At 59.2% G+C, this 18,262-nt stretch carries 14 protein-coding genes; 10 read left to right on the top strand and 4 right to left on the bottom strand.

Going from position 1 to position 18,262, the window contains the following annotated elements; all coding sequences use genetic code 11:
* Nucleotides 1-56 precede the first annotated feature (56 nt).
* On the bottom strand, nt 57-1,220 hold the full coding sequence (locus RQH62_RS14795; RefSeq protein ID WP_311269503.1) for an LLM class flavin-dependent oxidoreductase: 1,164 nt from the start codon (nt 1,218-1,220) through the stop codon (nt 57-59).
* Nucleotides 1,221-1,302: 82 nt separating this feature from the next.
* A complete protein-coding gene (locus RQH62_RS14790; protein ID WP_311269502.1) occupies nt 1,303-2,181 on the bottom strand; it encodes a hypothetical protein in 879 nt (292 codons plus the stop codon).
* 331 nt (nt 2,182-2,512) lie between these two features.
* On the opposite strand from RQH62_RS14790, the gene RQH62_RS14785 reads away from it, so the two are divergent.
* A complete protein-coding gene (locus tag RQH62_RS14785; protein ID WP_311269501.1) occupies nt 2,513-3,424 on the top strand; it encodes a hypothetical protein in 912 nt (303 codons plus the stop codon).
* Nucleotides 3,425-3,447: 23 nt separating this feature from the next.
* On the opposite strand, the gene RQH62_RS14780 is transcribed toward RQH62_RS14785, so the two are convergent.
* Nucleotides 3,448-4,551, bottom strand: coding sequence for a helix-turn-helix transcriptional regulator (locus RQH62_RS14780; protein WP_311269500.1), 1,104 nt, complete (start codon nt 4,549-4,551; stop codon nt 3,448-3,450).
* Here RQH62_RS14780 and cysD point away from each other — a divergent pair.
* Genes cysD through RQH62_RS14765 form a run of 3 tightly spaced genes read left to right on the top strand, consistent with a single transcriptional unit; the run spans nt 4,492 to nt 8,239 of the window.
* On the top strand, nt 4,492-5,550 hold the full coding sequence (gene cysD, locus RQH62_RS14775) for a sulfate adenylyltransferase subunit CysD (protein ID WP_311269499.1): 1,059 nt from the start codon (nt 4,492-4,494) through the stop codon (nt 5,548-5,550). The genes RQH62_RS14780 and cysD overlap by 60 nt on opposite strands.
* On the top strand, nt 5,550-7,469 hold the full coding sequence (gene cysN / locus RQH62_RS14770) for a sulfate adenylyltransferase subunit CysN (RefSeq protein ID WP_311269498.1): 1,920 nt from the start codon (nt 5,550-5,552) through the stop codon (nt 7,467-7,469). Before cysD ends, cysN begins: the two co-directional genes overlap by 1 nt.
* The gene (locus RQH62_RS14765; protein ID WP_311269497.1) at nt 7,466-8,239 is read left to right on the top strand and encodes a 3'(2'),5'-bisphosphate nucleotidase CysQ; all 774 of its coding nucleotides are present in this window, start codon (nt 7,466-7,468) and stop codon (nt 8,237-8,239) included. The genes cysN and RQH62_RS14765 overlap by 4 nt, the downstream gene beginning before the upstream one ends.
* Before the next feature lie 167 nt (nt 8,240-8,406).
* Here the strand turns inward: RQH62_RS14765 and RQH62_RS14760 are convergent, their stop codons facing one another.
* Nucleotides 8,407-9,873 (bottom strand): FAD-dependent oxidoreductase, encoded by a 1,467-nt coding sequence (locus RQH62_RS14760; RefSeq protein WP_311269496.1) that lies wholly within the window; start codon nt 9,871-9,873, stop codon nt 8,407-8,409.
* A gap of 389 nt (nt 9,874-10,262) precedes the next feature.
* Here RQH62_RS14760 and hemE point away from each other — a divergent pair, with 389 nt between their 5' ends.
* From hemE to RQH62_RS14730, 6 genes are all read left to right on the top strand, one after another.
* Nucleotides 10,263-11,369: a uroporphyrinogen decarboxylase gene (gene hemE / locus RQH62_RS14755; RefSeq protein ID WP_311269495.1), complete on the top strand. Its 1,107-nt coding sequence runs from the start codon at nt 10,263-10,265 to the stop codon at nt 11,367-11,369.
* A 224-nt stretch (nt 11,370-11,593) separates the two neighbouring features.
* Nucleotides 11,594-12,388: an SDR family oxidoreductase gene (locus RQH62_RS14750; RefSeq protein WP_311269494.1), complete on the top strand. Its 795-nt coding sequence runs from the start codon at nt 11,594-11,596 to the stop codon at nt 12,386-12,388.
* Nucleotides 12,389-12,472: 84 nt separating this feature from the next.
* Nucleotides 12,473-13,591, top strand: coding sequence for a helix-turn-helix domain-containing protein (locus RQH62_RS14745; RefSeq protein ID WP_311269493.1), 1,119 nt, complete (start codon nt 12,473-12,475; stop codon nt 13,589-13,591).
* Between the two features lie 101 nt (nt 13,592-13,692).
* Nucleotides 13,693-14,706: an aldo/keto reductase gene (locus RQH62_RS14740; protein WP_311269492.1), complete on the top strand. Its 1,014-nt coding sequence runs from the start codon at nt 13,693-13,695 to the stop codon at nt 14,704-14,706.
* A 27-nt stretch (nt 14,707-14,733) separates the two neighbouring features.
* Nucleotides 14,734-15,606: a nuclear transport factor 2 family protein gene (locus RQH62_RS14735; RefSeq protein ID WP_311269491.1), complete on the top strand. Its 873-nt coding sequence runs from the start codon at nt 14,734-14,736 to the stop codon at nt 15,604-15,606.
* A gap of 48 nt (nt 15,607-15,654) precedes the next feature.
* On the top strand, nt 15,655-17,928 hold the full coding sequence (locus RQH62_RS14730; RefSeq protein WP_311269490.1) for a TonB-dependent receptor: 2,274 nt from the start codon (nt 15,655-15,657) through the stop codon (nt 17,926-17,928).
* The last annotated feature ends 334 nt before the right edge of the window (nt 17,929-18,262 follow it).

Raw genomic sequence — 18,262 nt, 5'->3', positions numbered from 1 at the left:
TATGTTCTTGTTGATCATGCGGTGTGGTCTGCCTGCATACGCACGCGACCTTGTCGTCAGACCGCCGGACTAAGTGCCGCCCGTTCTCTGTTTGCCCGCTGGCCACGCAGGCCGCGTTCCTCAAGCAGCGGGAGCACCCGCTCGGCAAAGAAGGGCAGTTCTGCGAGATAGTCGTGAAATCCCAGGAACAGTGCGTCGATACCGGCGTCGTGAAAGCCCGCGATCCTCTCCGCTATTTGCTCTGGTGTTCCTACAAGCGCGTCAGCCCCGGCCGAGAGTGCCATGTCACGCAATATGGTCTGCTGTTTGTCCTGTGGCAGCGCGTCGATGTTCATGCCCGACGACAGCGCAAGGTTCCGCGTGGCAACGAGGTCGGCATGATCGCGCAGATGCTGATGATAGCGCTTGGCCTCGGCTTCGGTTTCCCGACAGACGACGAGTGAGAGGGAGGCTACTCCGACATCCTTATTGCCGGCGTCAGCCGCGAGTTCCCGCATCTTTCGGCTGTGCTCGCGCAGTCTGTCGCGGTCGTCGGACCGAGCGAAGGTGAGATCGGCGTGGCGCGCGGCGAACGCAATCCCGTCTGCCGATGTGGCTGCGCTTACGATCGGCGGGGCGGCTTGGACGGGCTTTGGCCCGCTAACCAGATTCTCCAGCTTGAAGAAGGCGCCGTCATGATCGAAGGGCTCATATGAACGCCAAAGCGCGCGGACGATTTCCAGCCATTCGGTTGCATAGCTGTAGCGCTCGTCGATCTGATGGGGGGCAAGGCCAAACATCCCCATTTCCTGCCGGTACCAGCCCATCACCATGTTGATCCCGCTTCTTCCGCGCGAAACATGATCGATCGTTGCCACCGCCTTGGCGGCGAAGACCGGATGAACCATTGGCAGATGGATGGTGGCTATCGTCATCAGTCGCGTCGTGACCGCGGCGATTGCAGCCATGTAGGTCAGCGTCTCATAAGTGTCGCCCGCGAAATTACTTTCGCCGCCAAATCCGCGCCAGCGCGAGACCGGCATGAACAGCTCGAAACCGATCTCGTCGGCAAGGCGCGCTATGGCCAGGCTATGGTCCCAGGACACTTCATAGGAACTGGGGACCGTATGGATGCCGCCCGAACCCGTGCCGTTTGTCGCGAAAACGCCCAGCATCATCGGTTGGCGGCGGTGGAGCGCGAAGAGGCTGTCACTTCTTGAAATTCTGTCTTGATGGTTCATCTCGGGTATCTCGTTCTTGGCAAGCGAGGTGCTGCCGTCCGGAATGGTGACCGTGCGGTTGATGCAGCGATGCGACGGGGGCTCAGGCAGGTTCGGTCACGAACCGGATATCCGCGCCATTGACCGCCTCGAGCACATAGGATGCCGAGGGCAAGGCGATCCCGCGATCGGCAAGTATCGTGCGCATGGCCTCCAGATCGGTCACCAGAAAATCGAGGCGAAAGACACCTTCACCTTGCGCCTTCAACAAGCCGGCCAGGCGCTCCGCCACAGATCCTGGCGTTGGCGGTCCTTCAGTGGCGAACAGGCCGAACTCGCGCATGCCGCGGCCGTCTCCCGGCGCCTTGAAATGCGCGGATCGCACGCCCGGCTCGCCTGTCCGGGCCGAGGTATCGACAGGCGGATATCCAAAGACGGCGCTGTAGGTCGAAATGGCGGCGTCAAGGTCCTCAACGACGAGGTCAATGCCGGAAAAGCCGACAAACACGCCGCCTTGTGTGTCGTCTCCAAAGTCCGAATGCCCGTCCTTGGTGAACATCATCTCACGGGCTTGCCGGTCGCCTCCCGGGACATGGCGGGCAATGAAAATCTCAAGGCCGTGCAGCGTCCCAAGCGTATTGGAGCTCCCGACAGCATAATGTTGGGGTTCCTCATGGACGAAGGTCAGGCCACGCGCCGATATCTCTTCCATCGTCCTGGGCAGATCGTCGCACATCACGCCAATCAGGAATATCCTGTCGCGTTCGACCCGGACGGAATCTCCGCCCTCCTTGAAGAAGCCGATAGCATGGGACATCTCGCCGTTTCCGGGGATCTGGTAGTACATCGCCGTGATGTCCTGCCCGGGCATCATGTCCGGATGTATCCAGAGGGGCTCAGTTCCAAAAATGCGATCAAGCCGGTCCTTGGCACCGTCGAGATCTTTAACGACATAGTCGATCACATAGATATTGGTCAGCAAGGCCGTCTCCTCTGTCCGCCTCTCGTCCGGGCGCTTCCAAGCCCAAAGCTCGGCTCGCGCCGGGGTTCAGGCAAGCAACTTCGATGTGAGGAAGGGCGGAAACAGCGCCCGTTTCAGTGACGCGATCCGACCGGTATCAGTTTCTGTTACCGCCCATCCGGCATACAGGCGCAGACTTGCAGAGGCGCGGCGACGGGCCGTTGACGGTTAGCTTGACTCGCAAGCCGATGGCGGTTCATCTTCGCATTCAGCGGCGTAATGGAAGAGAAATGTCTCTCTATGCGTAGCGCCACGCGGCAGTTGCAAGGTCGCGGTGCCTTGAGGAGAGGATATGGTATATTGGACGGCAAGAGCCGCCGCGGGGTCGGTGGACGCGGGCAGTCCTGATCGCGCGGCAGTGGGCGCGAAGCCGCGTAGCCCAAATGGTCGGGAAACCCAACATCGTCAGAGCCGACTGCTCAAGACCGTCCTCAAGCAACAGATCCGACTTCGAGGCATGCGCTATCGCGATATTGCCGAGCAGCTTGGCGTAAGCGTAATGACGGTCAAGCGCTATCTCAATTCAGAACGCCTCCCTATCGAGATTATCGAAGATATCGGCCTTTGCATGGGGCTGAGCCTGCTCGAGATCGCGGAAATCGCAAAGGCGGACGATGGGCGCGACGCGTTGGACCTTGAACTCCAGCAGGAGCATGCCCTTGCCAGCGACAATGCCTTGGCGCTGATGCGGCTCCTGCTCTACAGCGGCATGAGCGTACCGGACATCATGAGCGAATATGCGATCGATGAACCAACCGTCATATCCCTGCTCACGAGGCTCGACAGGTTGAAGCTCATCGAATTGCTGCCAGGCAATCGCGTTCGTATCCGGGGCACGCATCATGTCGAATGGCGCCCGGGAGGCCCAATACGGCACACGATCGAGCATAATATTCGCCACCATTTCGTTCAGATGGACTTTGCGAACACCGAGCAGTTTTTCGGTTATGAATCGGTCCGTCTCTCCAAGGCCTCAATGAGGCAGCTTGAAGAGCATATGCGCCAGTTGGTCCGCCAGGTGCGCATTCTTCACCGCATCGATCAGGGCGTGAGAAACGACGAGAAGCAGTGGTACACGCTTTTGGTCGCGCAAAGAGAGACGAACTGGGGCTTTCCAGTCGACAATGGCAAGACGCTCGTTCCGCGCCGCGCGCTCGAACCTACCTATCCGGCAGTCGCCGAGCCGCCGGTCAGCAACGACTGACAGGGCACTTTGCAGCCCAAGGCTCAGCCGAGCGTTGCGCTGCTCAGGAATATCTTGCGGACAAGCTCGGGCTGCCCTCGAACGCCCATCTTGGCATAAATGCTCTTGGCATAGCTGCGGATGGTCTCGCTTCTAAGTCCCATGGCGCTGCATGCCTCGCTCAATGATCGGCCGTCGCACAGGGCAAGCGCGAGTTCCGCCTCGCGAGGCGATAAGCCGAATATATGCCGCAGAAACGGTCGCTGATCATGAACTGCAGCATGACTAAATCGGCAGAAGAGAAGCAGCACCGGCACGTCCAGGGCGGCTTCGGGACGTTCCGTCATGGGGATCAGCAGCGCATCGATCTGTGGCGTCTCGCGCAAGATGGCGATCCGGGGCGGTGCGTTGGCATCGCGCGCGAAGTCGAGCGCCGCTTGCGAAAGGCGCTGGGCTGCAGGCGGGTCGAGATGCAGCCGTTCCCCAAGAATATTCTCCGATCCATGGATGTGGCCCAGGAGTGGCAGGAGGTTGCGGTCATAGTCGATGATCCGCGCATCGCGGCCCAAGGCAATCCAGCCTACGCCCGCGCGCGCCAGGCCTTCCTGGCTTGCAGCACCTCTGACGCGCTGCCGCTCGGTGAGGACGAAGCCACGCAGCGCGACGGCGACATGGGGAGCAACGGCTGCCATCAATGCTCCATCGGCGGCCGAGAACAGATCGCTGTCGCGCGCAAGCATCAGCCAGGCGCTGGTTCCTTCCTGTTCCTTGATACGAACGATGCGTTCGTCCGTGAGGCCCATCTCGCCGTTGAAGGTCTCGTGGAAAGCACGAAATTCAGCGTCTCCCGATACGAGTTCGGAGATCTGATAGACACGGCCCGGACGCAGGCTTCGATAGGGCAGGCGATCCTTGTCGTAAATGCGTTCAAGACCGACGGCCCGCGCTTCTGCGCGCAGATTGCGGCCCGCAAACACCTCCTTGGACAGGTGAATGGGCATATCGCCCTGGGTGAAGATGAGCGAGGCGTAGATTGCGCCCGTCCTTCTGCGAAGGCGTTCGAGGAACGTCGACCATTCCTGCTGATCATGGACGCCCGCATAGAGCGGAAGCAGAAGATCCGTTTCGTCGGCGCTCGTGAGTTGCATTTTACCCTCATATGGGGGGTCTGCGGGTTTGTCCCATACAATAATCGAGCTGCACATCTGCAACGAACAGGAAGAGGATTCGCGATGGCGTCAGCCGCAGGAAATCTCACGCATCTGGAAAGGCTCGAATCCGAGGCGATCCACATCATGCGCGAAGTAGTCTCGGAGGCTGAGAAGCCTGTGATGCTCTACAGCGTCGGCAAGGATTCGGCCGTGATGCTGCACTTGGCGCGCAAGGCCTTTTATCCCTCGCCGCCGCCCTTTCCCTTGCTGCATGTCGATACGACCTGGAAGTTCCAGGAAATGTACAAGCTGCGCGATCGCATGGCGGAAGAAAGCGGCATGGAGCTGCTGGTCTACCAGAACCAGGAGGCCAAGGACCGCGGCATCAACCCGTTCGATCACGGCGCGCTGCACACCGACATGTGGAAGACCGAAGGGCTCAAGCAGGCGCTCAATCTCTATGGTTTCGACGCGGCCTTTGGCGGCGCGCGGCGTGACGAGGAGAAGAGCCGCGCAAAGGAGCGCATCTTTTCCTTCCGCACGGCCAGCCATGGCTGGGACCCGAAGAACCAGCGTCCTGAACTGTGGAACCTTTACAATGCCCGCAAGAACAAGGGCGAGAGCATCCGCGTGTTCCCGATCTCCAATTGGACCGAGCTGGACATCTGGCAATATATCCATCTCAACGATGTGCCGATCGTGCCGCTCTACTTTGCGGACAAGCGCCCGACCGTGGAACGCGATGGCATGCTGCTGATGGTCGATGACGACCGCTTCCCGCTGCGTGAGGGCGAAGTACCTGTCGAGCGCTCGATCCGTTTCCGGACGTTGGGCTGCTATCCGCTGACAGGCGCGGTGGAGAGCGAAGCCAAGACGCTGCCCGAGGTTATCCAGGAAACGCTGCTCACGACAACCAGCGAGCGCCAGGGCCGCGCGATCGACAAGGACGCCGGCGGCGCCGGTATGGAGAAGAAAAAGCAGGAGGGGTATTTCTGATGTCGGACGTGCTCGAGAATGACGAACCCATCTACAAGACCGACGCCCTCATCGCTGAGGATATCGATGCTTATCTCGAAACCCACCAGCACAAGACGATGCTGCGCTTCATCACCTGCGGGTCGGTGGACGACGGCAAGTCGACGCTGATCGGTCGGCTGCTCTATGACAGCAAGATGATCTTCGAGGACCAGCTCGAAGCCTTGCAGTCGGACAGCAAGAAGGTCGGCACCCAGGGGCAGGAGATCGACTTTGCCCTCCTCGTCGACGGCCTCGCCGCCGAGCGGGAGCAGGGTATCACCATCGATGTCGCCTATCGTTTCTTCAACACCGAAAAGCGCAAGTTCATCGTCGCCGATACGCCCGGCCATGAGCAGTATACGCGTAACATGGTGACGGGCGCATCGACTGCCGACCTCGCCGTCATCCTGATCGACGCGCGCAAGGGCGTGCTGGTGCAGACGCGCCGGCACAGCTACCTCGCGCATCTGATCGGCATCAAGAATATCGTGCTGGCGATCAACAAGATGGACCTGGTCGACTATGATCAGGCGATCTACGACGCGATCTTGAAGGACTATACCGAGTTCGCGACCTCCATCGGCATCAAGGCGTTCACCCCGATCCCGATCTCGGGCTTCAAGGGCGACAACATCACTGGCCCGAGCGAGAACACGCCCTGGTACAAGGGGCCTGCGCTGATCGAGCATCTCGAAAATGTCGAGGTTGATCAGGTCTCCGATCAGGAAAAGCCGTTCCGCATGGCCGTGCAGTGGGTCAACCGCCCGAACCTGGATTTCCGCGGCTTCTCGGGCCAGATCGCGACCGGTACGGTCAAGGTCGGCGACGCCGTGCGCGTCCTGCCTTCAGGCAAGACCAGCACGATCATTCGCATCGTGACGCTGGATGGTGACCTCGACCAGGCCTCCGCCGGCCAGTCCGTGACGCTCTGCTTCGCCGATGAAGTGGACTGCTCGCGTGGCGACGTGATCGCGGCGTCCGACAGTCCGCCGCAGGCTGCAGACCAGTTCGAATCTACCATCGTTTGGATGGCAGACGAGGAGATGCTGCCCGGCCGGCCTTACTGGCTGAAGCTGGGCACGCAGACCGTCACAGCGACGATCCAGCAGCCCAAATATCAGGTCAACGTCAACACGATGGAGCATCTGGCCGCCAAGACGCTGGATCTGAACGCCATCGGCGTCGCCAACCTGTCCACCGACAAGGCGATCACCTTCGAGCCCTATGGCGACAACCGCACATTGGGCGGCTTCATCCTGATCGACAAGATCACCAACGCCACCGTCGCGGCCGGCATGCTGCACTTCAGCCTGCGCCGGGCGCAGAATGTCCATTGGCAGCCGACCGACGTCAGCCGGGAAAGCCATGCGGGGCTCAAGAACCAGAAGCCCGCCGTGCTGTGGTTCACCGGCCTGTCGGGTGCGGGCAAGTCGACCATCGCCAACCTCGTCGAGAAGAAGCTGGCGCGGATGAACCGCCACACCTTCCTGCTGGATGGCGACAATGTGCGGCACGGGCTCAACAAGGACCTGGGCTTTACCGATGCCGACCGGGTGGAGAATATCCGGCGCGTGGGCGAGGTCGCCAAGTTGATGACCGATGCGGGCCTGATCGTCATCACCGCCTTCATTTCGCCCTTCCGCTCGGAGCGCGACATGGTGCGGCAGATGATGCAGCCCGGCGAGTTCGTGGAGGTCCATATCGACACGCCACTGGCTGATGCTGAAGCGCGAGACGTCAAGGGTCTCTACAAGAAGGCAAGGGCAGGGGACCTCAAGAACTTCACAGGCATCGACAGTCCCTATGAGGCTCCCCATGATCCAGAGATCAGGATCGACACGACGAACATGACCGCTGAGGAAGCGGCTGACGCGATCGTTGCGAGGCTGATCCCATGAGCGGTCCGATAAATGCCGCGGCGATGAGCGACGGAGATCTTGCGTCGCATCTTGCGCAGGTCGCCGGCCAGATACTGATAGACGTCCGCTCGTCCGGCCTGTTCAGCGCGAAAGCGCTGGGCAAGGCCGGCGACCAGACCGCCAACCAGTTTCTGGTTCATGCGTTGCGTGAGGTGCGGGGCGATGATGGCCTTTTGTCGGAAGAGGAAAAGGATAATCCGGCGCGGCTCGATCAGAGCCGCGTGTGGATCGTCGATCCGGTCGATGGCACCCGCGAATATGGTGAGGAACGCGCCGACTGGGCGGTCCATGTCGGTCTTGCCATCGATGGCGAGCCCGTGTTGGGCGCGGTAGCCCTGCCGGGCCTCGATGGCGGCACCGTACTGCGATCCGATCGCCCCATTCCGGTCCCGCCCGCACCCGACACGTTGCGCATGGTGGTGAGCAGGACCCGGCCAGCCAAGGAAGCTGTTGAGGTCGCCGAGCGTCTTGGTGCCGAGCTTGTGCCCATGGGGTCCGCCGGCGCGAAGGCGATGGCAATCATTCTGGGTCAGGCCGACATCTACCTGCATTCGGGTGGTCAATATGAGTGGGACTCGATGGCGCCAGCCGCCGTTGCACTTGCCCATGGCTTGCATGCGTCCAGGATCGACGGATCGCCTCTCGTTTACAATCAGGCGGATGTCTATCTGCCAGACCTCCTCGTCTGCCGAAAGGAGCACGCCGAGCAGGTTCTGGCATTGATCGGCGAAGTCGCGCAGGCCGCATGATATAAGGGAAGGGGGCAGCAAGGCTGCTCCCTCCCCCTTTGGCCATGTATAGCATCGAGCCCGGCAGCAGAACCATTCTACTTGCCCTGTAAGAAAGCAGTCCGATCAGCAGGGCTCGTTCCCCAGCGGCTTAACGCTAGAAGTTGGGGCTCCGGCGCGTTGTTCGATCAGCCCAGGTTTCTGGCAGGTGCAGTCGCCGCGGCCTTGCCGCATCGCCGTCCGAAAAAGGTCGACTCGCCAATGCATGTTCCGCTGGCATAATTTTCCAGGCCCTGCGCGGCGGCGATATTTGCGGCCACCGCTCCTGCTGCAAACAGGCCTGGCACGGGCGAACCGTCACCTTTAAGAACTTGGCCGTCTATGTTCGTGCGTAGGCCGCCCATCGTGAAACCCAGATAAGGCGCGCTACCCAGGGAGCAGTCGATGGCCGCATAGGGTGGTTTATCGATCGGGCGCACATAGCTCTCGCCTTTGTGAAACACCGGGTCCACGCCGTGCGCAGCATGATGGTTATAATCGCGGATCGTCGTTTGGAGCTGGCCTTTGGGAAGCGCCAGATCCTTTTCCATCAGTTCGATATCATCCCAGGCATCGACCAGTTCCTGACCCATGATCGGGCGGTCGAAACTTTCGACATCGCATATCAGCCAGACTTTTTGGCCCGGCTGGCGAAGCATGGCTGCCGTGGTGCGGCCATGATAGGAGTCCTCGGCGACAAATCGCTGGCCTTTGCTGTTGACCAACATGCCCTCGAGCAACGAGGCGGGGGGATAGACCGGCGAAGTCACGAAAATCGATTGCGGGAACTGCATGTCTGCACCCGCCAGCAGGCCCATTTCAAGCCCGGCCCCGTCCGAATTGGGCGTGCCTATGACCTCGATCCCTGCAAGCGCAAGCGTTGGGCAGTAACGCTCTATCAGCGCCCTGTTCATGCCGAAGCCTCCGGTCGCCAGAATGACGCCTCTTCGTGCGCCGAAGGTTCGTCGGGTCCCGAACTGGATGGTCTGGACGCCGCAAATCTGCCCGTCCTTATCCTGAACGAGACCTTCGGCCTTTTCGTCATAGCTCAGATGAATGGCTTGCGATCGCTCGGCGCTGGCAGTCAGGGCGGCCATCAGCGCCGCCCCGCCGGTCCCTGCGGGCGCATCGGCCCGGTGGCCGCGAGGGAAGGGTTTGGTGATTGCGGGGAAAGGCCAGACCTTCTCGTTGCCGGTCCATGCGAGGCTGTCCTGGGTGGGATGCTCGAAATGCTTATGATCGTAGAAGCGATCGTTGAACGGCACGCCATGCGCCTTGAGCCATTCGAAATGTTCTACGCTCCCTTCGCAATAGGCGCGCAGTTTTACATGGTCCGGCCAAGGCGTGGAGGCCAGAAGATAGTCATACATTGCCTCGACCGTGTCGGCCTGGTCGTTAGCATGTTGAACGGACGTTCCCGCGCCCAAATAGACATAGCCGCCAGCCAGCGCCGTCGATCCCCCGCCGCCTGAGGCTCGCTCGAGGATAGTCACGCGAGCGCCGGACGCACAGGCGTCGAGCCCGGCGGCTATCCCTGCGCCCCCCATTCCAACGACGATGACGTCATCGACGCGATCGAATTTCACATCATCGAGGGGAGTGATCGAAAACTGCATCTGATCTTCCAGCTCTGCTTGGACCTGCGTTGGCTGGGCCAGCGTCTTTAGCCGACGGAGATCGCGTAGATATACCAGGAGAGGGTCGCGATGGCTGTGACTACGCACAGCCTGTTACCGATTAGATCGAGCCTGGACATCTGACATCTCCCTTTCACGCCCATCACGTGGCATGCTATTTTGCGTGAATTATTATAGAGATTTCGACGCTTGTGAAGGGTAAAATTGTACAATAATGGCTCTATGCGTATTTCTATATCAATGGATCGGCGCATTGCAGGCGGGCAGATGATCCCGCCTGACGACAGGTGCGGAGCGAAGAGAGAGCAAAATGCAGATGGGCCTTTCAAGATAGCGAATGCGTCTTCTGAAAATCGAGAGAGAAAATAATGAGATCATTGGTAGATCCCGCCATCATGCCGGCTAAACCATTGCTGGCTGTACTCGCTGGCCAATGCCTGCCTGTACCGCCGGTTTGGCTGATGCGGCAGGCAGGGCGCTATCTGCCCGAGTATAGAGCGCTGCGCGCGGACAAAGGCGGCTTCCTGGAGCTTGTCTATGACAGTGTCGCGGCATCCAAAGTCACCATGCAGCCGATCAGGCGTTTCGGGTTCGATGGAGCCATCATATTTTCGGACATCCTCATCGTCCCTTATGCGATGGGACAAAATCTCTGGTTTGAACACGGTGAGGGGCCTCGCTTGGCCCCGATATTGGATGACGTAGATCTGGCGATGCTCGAGCCGCATCCTGATCGGTACGAAGCTATTTACGATACGATCAGGTTGGTCCGGTCCGAACTCGCTGCGGAGACTACGCTTCTGGGCTTCGCTGGCAGTCCCTGGACCATATCGACCTACATGATTGCAGGGCAGGGTAGCAAAGACCAGTCATCTGCGCGGCGTCTTGCATATCGTGATCCGGCTCGATTCTCACAAATCATCGATGCGATCGTTGAGGCGACCGTGACGTTCCTTTCCGGTCAGGTTGCAGCCGGCGTGGAAGCCGTGCAGCTGTTCGACAGCTGGGCTGGCAGCCTTGCCCCGTTGCAGTTCGAACAGTGGGTGGTCGAGCCGAACCGCAAGATTGTTGAAGGGCTCAGGAAATTGCATCCTGGCGTTCCGATCATCGGCTTCCCCAAGGGCATCGGTGCCAAGCTTGCTGACTATGTCGCGGGAACAGCTGTTGATGCGGTCGGTCTTGATGAAACAATCGACCCGCGATGGGCTAACCGCGTGCTTCCGCAAGGATTTCCGGTGCAGGGAAATCTTGATCCTTTGGCCTTGATCGCTGGAGGAAGGGCAATGGAAGAAGCGGTCGATCTGATACAGGAAGCTTTCGCCGGCCGACCTCATATTTTGAACTTAGGGCACGGAATATTGCCCGATACGCCGGTTGCGCATGTCGAAGGATTGTTGCGCTATATTCGCAACTTAGATGCTGCTGGGCCGCTGAATGGCTGCGCTTCTGTAGAAAGTCGGGTGCTGCGCCGCTAGCGATGGGAAGGCGCCGTTCGCTATTTGGGGCCGGCTCAATTGGGTACTGACAGGGATCGCCTGTTTAGCTGGGTGGCGCGCGAGACCCTCCTCTACCAACTTGATTACCGACCGGGAGCTTCTGGTCCCCGAACTTCGTGAGGGCGCACAATAGGGATGATCCCCCGCAGCGCCGCACATCAGGCGCCAACGAGACTGAATTTAAACGGCGAGGAGTAATGACTATGCAGATCGATCTCACGGGAAAGCAGGCTCTTGTCACAGGGTCAACTCGCGGCATCGGTTATGCGATTGCCCGTGGTCTGGCCGCGGCAGGGGCTATCGTGCATATTAATGGCCGTACACAGGAGGCCGTTGACTCAGCGTTGTCCAAATTGACGTCTGAAAAGATATCAGGGAGATTTAAGTCGGCGCCAGGTGATATCGCCTCGGCTCAAGGGGTAGCGGCTATCTGCAAGAACTTGCCGCAGGTGGATATATTGGTCTGCAATGCAGCAACCTTTGATTGGATACCTTTCTTTCAATCCACCGACGATGATTGGCAAAAGGATATAGACATCAACTTGATGTCCGCAGTCCGGCTTGCACGCGCCTATCTCCCTGGCATGATCGACAAGAATGCCGGGAGGGTGGTTCTGATCGCATCGGAATCGGGTTTGAACATTCCTCACGACATGATCCATTATGGCGTAAGCAAGGCTGCCGAAATTGCCCTTGCGCGCGGCCTGGCCGAATTGACTGCTGGAACGAACGTCACCGTCAACAGCGTCTTGCCGGGACCGACCGCATCAAGCGACGCTGGTGATTTCCTGGATAAATATGCGCGGGAGAAAGGTGTAGCTGCTGAGCATGCCGAGCGTCACTTAGTAGAGTCTATCCGTCCCAGTTCGTTGCTTCGGCGCCTGGCGACCGTCGAAGAGGTTGCTAACATGGTCGTCTACATAAGCTCGGCCCAGTCATCGGCGACCAATGGGGCTGCCCTGCGCGTCGAGGGTGGCATTTTGCGCCATCCAGGTTGATCGCCTGAACCGAGCGCAGGGCTGAATAAGGTCGTAATATCGTTTGGTGTATTGCGCGAGAACATAGCGAGGGGCAGGTAAGGCATGCAGTCAAAACATGTCGCCAAGGTCAGCCGAAGGCATGATGCCACAGCTATTACTGCTGATCTCGTCTATTTGGCGCAGCGTTTGAACTTCCCATTGGAAGACCTCTTTCGCCGAGCAGGGATATCTGATGAAAGCTGGGGTGGTCTTCGGCCGCAGCTGAGCTTGCATCGGCAGCAATTATCGCGCCTGTTCGAAGCCATTGTTATTAGGGCTGAGCAGGAATCCTGCCATCGTGGCCTTTCGAGGCCGGCTCTTCCGGAGCATGGCTTCCAAATGCTATGCTTCGCCTTGATCGCTTGTCCAACTCTGGGCGATGCGATCGAAATGGGAAAGCGCTTCTTCGAAATATTCACGGACGGAGAAACGAACATAGGGGTGACGCAACAGGGCGAGCGTTGCCTGTTCGTCATGCGATCGACGAGTGACCGACGGGACTGCCCCTATAATGCGTTGGTGACGATTGCCGGTCTTCATTCCTTCGCGCAGCTGTTCAGCTGGCTGGTCGGGCAGGATCTGGATATAGATGACATTGCGATATGGCATGATATTCGCGCCGAGATCGTCTGGCGTGGCAGCCCCCTGGTCGGCCAACTGCAGACGGCGCGGGCGACAAACGGTTTCTCGTTTGATGCGGCTCTTCTCGCTCAAAGGGTGATCCGCAGCTATGCCGAACTGGTCGAATTGATACAGTTTTTTCCGTTCGACCTGATGCCGCCTGATTATGACGGCTGGCTTCTGGCAGAACGAGTGAAGGCCTACTGCCAGTCGGCTCTCAGGGTGGGAACAATTCCCCGGCTCCCCGAGATAGCAGCCGTTTTCAATATCAGCCTCACGACATTGCGACGACGCCTCTCGGAAGAAAACCGATCTTTCCAGCGGATAAAGGATAGCTGCCGTTTCGAACTGGCGCAGAGCATGTTGACGACGTCGCCTGCGACCTTGTCTCAGATCGCGGATCAACTGGCATTTACTGACGTCGCCAATTTCCGCCGAAGCTTTCGTCGCTGGACGGGGTACTCACCCGATGCCTATCGTCGGGGACAAATGCAGGCTGGCTCCGCCAGATTGGGCCGCGTCGAGAATGACCAATCTGTGGACAAAAATGACCTCCCTTAGCCAGCTTCATTCCTGTAGCCAGAAGCAAGCAACGGATTGAGCCAGCAGCGCGACATGACAAGGCTGTGGCATCAATCTGAGTGAGGAGAGGAAAGCGACCTATGCGCTACAGGCTTTTGGGCCAGTCGGGACTGCGCGTTTCCACTTTCTGCCTTGGAACCATGACATTTGGTACCGCTGACTGGGGGGCTGCGTATGATGAGGCCGCAGCGATTTACGGGCACTTTCGCGATACCGGCGGAAATTTTCTCGACACAGCAAATGAAATCTACGCGGAAGGACGGTCGGAGGAGATCATCGCCCGATTGGTCTGTGGGCATCGGGATGAGCTGGTGATCGCTACGAAATATACCGATCATCCAGGTGGTGGCGACCCCAATGTGGCCGGCAATCATCGCAAGTCTCTGCGTCGCTCGCTCGAGCGAAGCCTGCGCAGGCTTGGAACGGACTATATTGACCTCCTCTGGGTCCACGCATGGGATTTCACTACGGCGCCACAGGAAGTGATGCGCGCACTCGACGACATGGTGCGCGAGGGCAAGATATTGCACATCGGAATTTCAAACACGCCGGCCTGGCTGATCGCGCGTTGCAACACGCTGGCGGAACTGCGGGGCTGGTCCAGTTTCGCAGCAGTTCAGGTCGAGTATAGTCTGGCAGAACGAAGTGCCGAAATAGAGACGTTGCCCATGGCACAGGCACTTGGGCTTTCGGTCCTTGCCTGGTCGCCATTGGCCATGGGCGTGCTCACCGGGAAATATCTGCGGCCATCCGGTGAGGCGCGCCGGCTTGACCAGGTCAACTATCGATCTGCTGATGGGAAAGCTGCCGAAGTGGCGGAAATGGTGGCGACAATCGCCGGAAAAAGGGGATGCAGCCCAGCGGCGGTGGCGCTGGCCTGGCTGCTGGCGCAGGCCAATGTCAGCCCAGTGATAGGGGCCCGAACGGTCGCGCAACTGAAGGATTGTCTGGGCGCGCAGGAACTGATGCTCGAGGCAGGGGACATCCAGGCGCTTCTGGCCGTCAGCGAACCGGCTTTGACTGCACCACACACTGCCATCCAGGGGGGAAGCGCCATCATCTATGGCGGGTTTCGAGACCAGATAGACATCTGATTCAAGCCTATTTTCGGAGTAAATTCAATGGCGTCAGCGTTGCATGACGGCATGCTGGGCATGCTTGCGTCCGTTCGGGACGAGACACTCTCGAACCGGATCGCTCACACGATCGAGCAGCTTGTGTCGAGTTACCGGGACGTGGACGTCAAGCGGCGGATCGCGCTGTGCGCTGCCGACGTCGTGTTCGTGGATCCCGTGGGCCTTCCTGAGATCCATGGGCGCCTGGCGATGGAAGCATTTTTCACGCAGTGCCTGGCAGAGGGATACGCCTTTTCCATGACCGTGGAGGAACTCGTCATCTGCGCAGATGAAGCGCTGATGACCTGGATCGTCGATATTTCAAAGGCGGGGCAAGGCAACGCCCAATTGCGGTCGACCAACATGATGCGGTTCACACCAGAAGGGCTGATCGCGAGCTGGCGAGCCATCTTCGATCCCTCCAGGATCAGCTCCAGCGACGAGGTGCAGGTAGATAAGGGGGCGGCCAGCCGCGCGGTGGTGGAAAGCTACCTCGCGCGGCTGGTTGCGGGGCGCGCCGATGCGGGTGAACTGGTTGCGCCGGATGCGGACTGGTGGGTAGCTGGCGGATGGGACGGCGGCGGCCGATTTCAGCGGGTGGAAGTCGAACAGATCGCGGACTTGTCCCGCAACTGGTTCGATGGCCCAATGCGGTTTTCCGTTCGGTCTGTGATCGCCGACGGCGCGCAAGTCGCTGTCGAACTCCACTCGGACGCTCTGCTGCGAGGCGGCGCGCCCTACGCGAACGACTATGTCATGATCTACGAGGTTCGGAACGGTCTGATCCGGTCCGTGCGCGAATATCTCGACACCCAGCTTATCGTCGACAGCTTGCGGGCCATTGGGGAAACCCATCCGGCCGTGGCCATGCGCGCCTAGGCCAGGATCGGGGCGGATACCAAAAATATCAAAATGGGAGGGAATGTCATGAAGAGCATCTTGTTTTCTTCGGCCGCTGCTGTTCTGGTCGTGACACCCGGTCATGCCCAGACGGGCCAGACTGATAATCTGGGTGATATCATCGTCACAGCACGCAAGCGTGCAGAAAATGTGCAGGAAGTCCCCACGGCGGTGACGGCTATGGACCGCCGCCTGCTCGAGGATCTTCAGATCCGCAGTTTCCAGGACATCGGCAAGACCGCGCCCAATGTGGTGATCCTAAAGCAGACGGGCGAACCATCGGCGCCGCAGTTTAACATTCGCGGCATTGCAGCCGGATCCTCGGACTTCCGACTGGATTCCGGCATCGCCCTCTATATCGATGGCGTGTATCTCGGGCGACCTAGCAACTCGGCCTTCGACATGGCTGATCTGGAATCGATCGAAGTGCTGCGTGGACCGCAGGGCACACTCTTCGGGCGCAACGCAACAGGTGGTGCGGTATCCTTTCACACTGCAGGGCCTACGGGAACGTTCGGCGTCATAGCTGATAGTAGCCTTGGCAATTACGATCGTGCCCGTGGTCGCATCACTGTAAATACGCCCGACTGGGGCGGCCTTTCTGCTCGACTGACCTATGTTCATGATCAGAACAGGGGGTGGGCGCGCAATAGCGGACCGATCCGTACGTTCAACTATGGGCCTCCGCATGGCACGAAGCGCGCCGTCGCTACCTTTGGTGCCAATGATGCAGACTCGGTTATGGCAGCTGTCCGTTATGATGGGATCGATCGGCTTACCATCGATTACAAGTTTGATTGGACCGACTGGAACGGAACCCTGGCGGCCATGCAATTGCTGAATGCAGGCCCTGTCTTTGGCGCGATCACCGGCTTTGGAAATCAACCGGCACTGGGCGGCACCAATGTCGTCAGTATCGATCGCTTAAAGTCGCTGCCGCTTGACGGCATCGGGCCAGCGTCGCAGCGGACCTGGGGGCATAGCCTGACGGTCGACTTCGCCCTGACAGACAGTATTGATCTCAAATATATTTCTGGCCTGCGCGGGTTCAGGCAGCGTTCCTCGACCGAGCTTGACGGCAATGTCCTTTTTGACCCGTCAGGCAACGGCAACGAGTTTCAAGCGCTGTCTTCAGCCGAGTCGAAGCGACAGAGGCAGTGGTCGCACGAATTGCAGATCATTGGCGATACCGGCCCCATCAACTGGGTCGGCGGCATCTTTTATTTCCGCGAGAAGGCATCCAGAAACAGTCCGGTCATCTTCGCTGAATCGCACGCACCTGGTGCGCCGATACCGCTGGTCAACCCGGATGCCTACGTCGCTAACGCCCTGCAGGACCTGCAAAACAGGTCGTTCGCTAGCTATGCCCATGCCGAATATGCGCTGACGTCGAAGCTGGAGCTGGCTGGGGGTATCCGCTATTCTTGGGACAGCCGAACCGAGGACGATCTGATCGCGGCGCCTCGCGCAGATGGCTCACCGCGCGGGCGTGTGACGGCAAAGCAGGACCGCTTCGACTTCGATGCCTCCGCGCGATACAAGCTTGCGGATGACACCAATATTTACGCCAAGTTCGCGACCGGCTTCGTCACTGGGGGCGTCCTCAACGGCAACATCTTCCAGCCCGAAACGGTAAAATCCTACGAACTGGGGATAAAGAGCGAATTTCTGGATAGGCATGTGCGGGTAAACGCGGCACTTTTTCAGGCGGACCGGTCCAATCTCCAGGTGGCAGGGTTCGATCCGAACCAGGGAGGCAATATCCTCCTGAACGCGGGCAGCGAGCGGGACCGGGGATTTGAGGTCGAGGCAACGGTCATACCGCTTTCCGGACTGACGCTTACCGCAAACTACGGCTTTACCGACGTGAGCATCTCAACCGACGTAAGAACTTATCAGCCGCGGCATACAGGCTATCTCGCGGCCGGCTATGAGACAGCGCCATTTGCCAATGGTTCAGTACTCAGCCTGCGGATCGACGGGCAGTATGTGGGCAAGCATTATCGGCTCCAATGTCCGATTGGATCCACCCAGTCGCCGGTGACCGGCTGCTCGAACCTTGGTGCTGCTGACATGCAACTGGACCGCGCATTGGTCATTCCAGCGACATGGCAGTTGGGCGCGCGCATCACGATCGCCGACATTCCACTGGGCGTGCTGAAAGGCAGCGTGTCGCTGTGGGGGAAAAACCTTAATGATTCCGACAAACTGGAGTTTCTGTTTCCGGTTATCGACACCTGGGTCGTCGGCAGCTTCCAGACACCCCGGACATTCGGCGTGGATTTACGCATCGAATATTGAACCATGCTGAGAGCGCCCGCCGAAATTCCATGCCTTGGCAGCGCAGATCGTGGGATCTCCCAGGGTGCCATTGGGTTCCGTTCCGACCGGCCCGAGATCATCGGCCATTATCCATCCCCAAACACGCCTTCCCAGACATGTCGTGAACCAAGTCCCGTAGGGTAGTTCGCGCATGCCTTGGAAGGAGGCAAAACGGACGCGGTCGATCACAACTCGATAAATGTCTATGGAACGAGTAGACTTTCTTTTTGCCTTTGAAGCTATGCTACGTTGAGCCGAATCTGCAAAAATTCTACGCAATATCTACCAATAAAGTAGATAAAGGTGCGGAATG

The sequence above is a fragment of the Sphingobium sp. WCS2017Hpa-17 genome (assembly GCF_031843765.1).
Lineage (GTDB): Bacteria > Pseudomonadota > Alphaproteobacteria > Sphingomonadales > Sphingomonadaceae > Sphingobium.
Note: the sequence above shows the minus strand (reverse complement) of the source record. Positions and strands in the feature narration are given on the sequence as shown.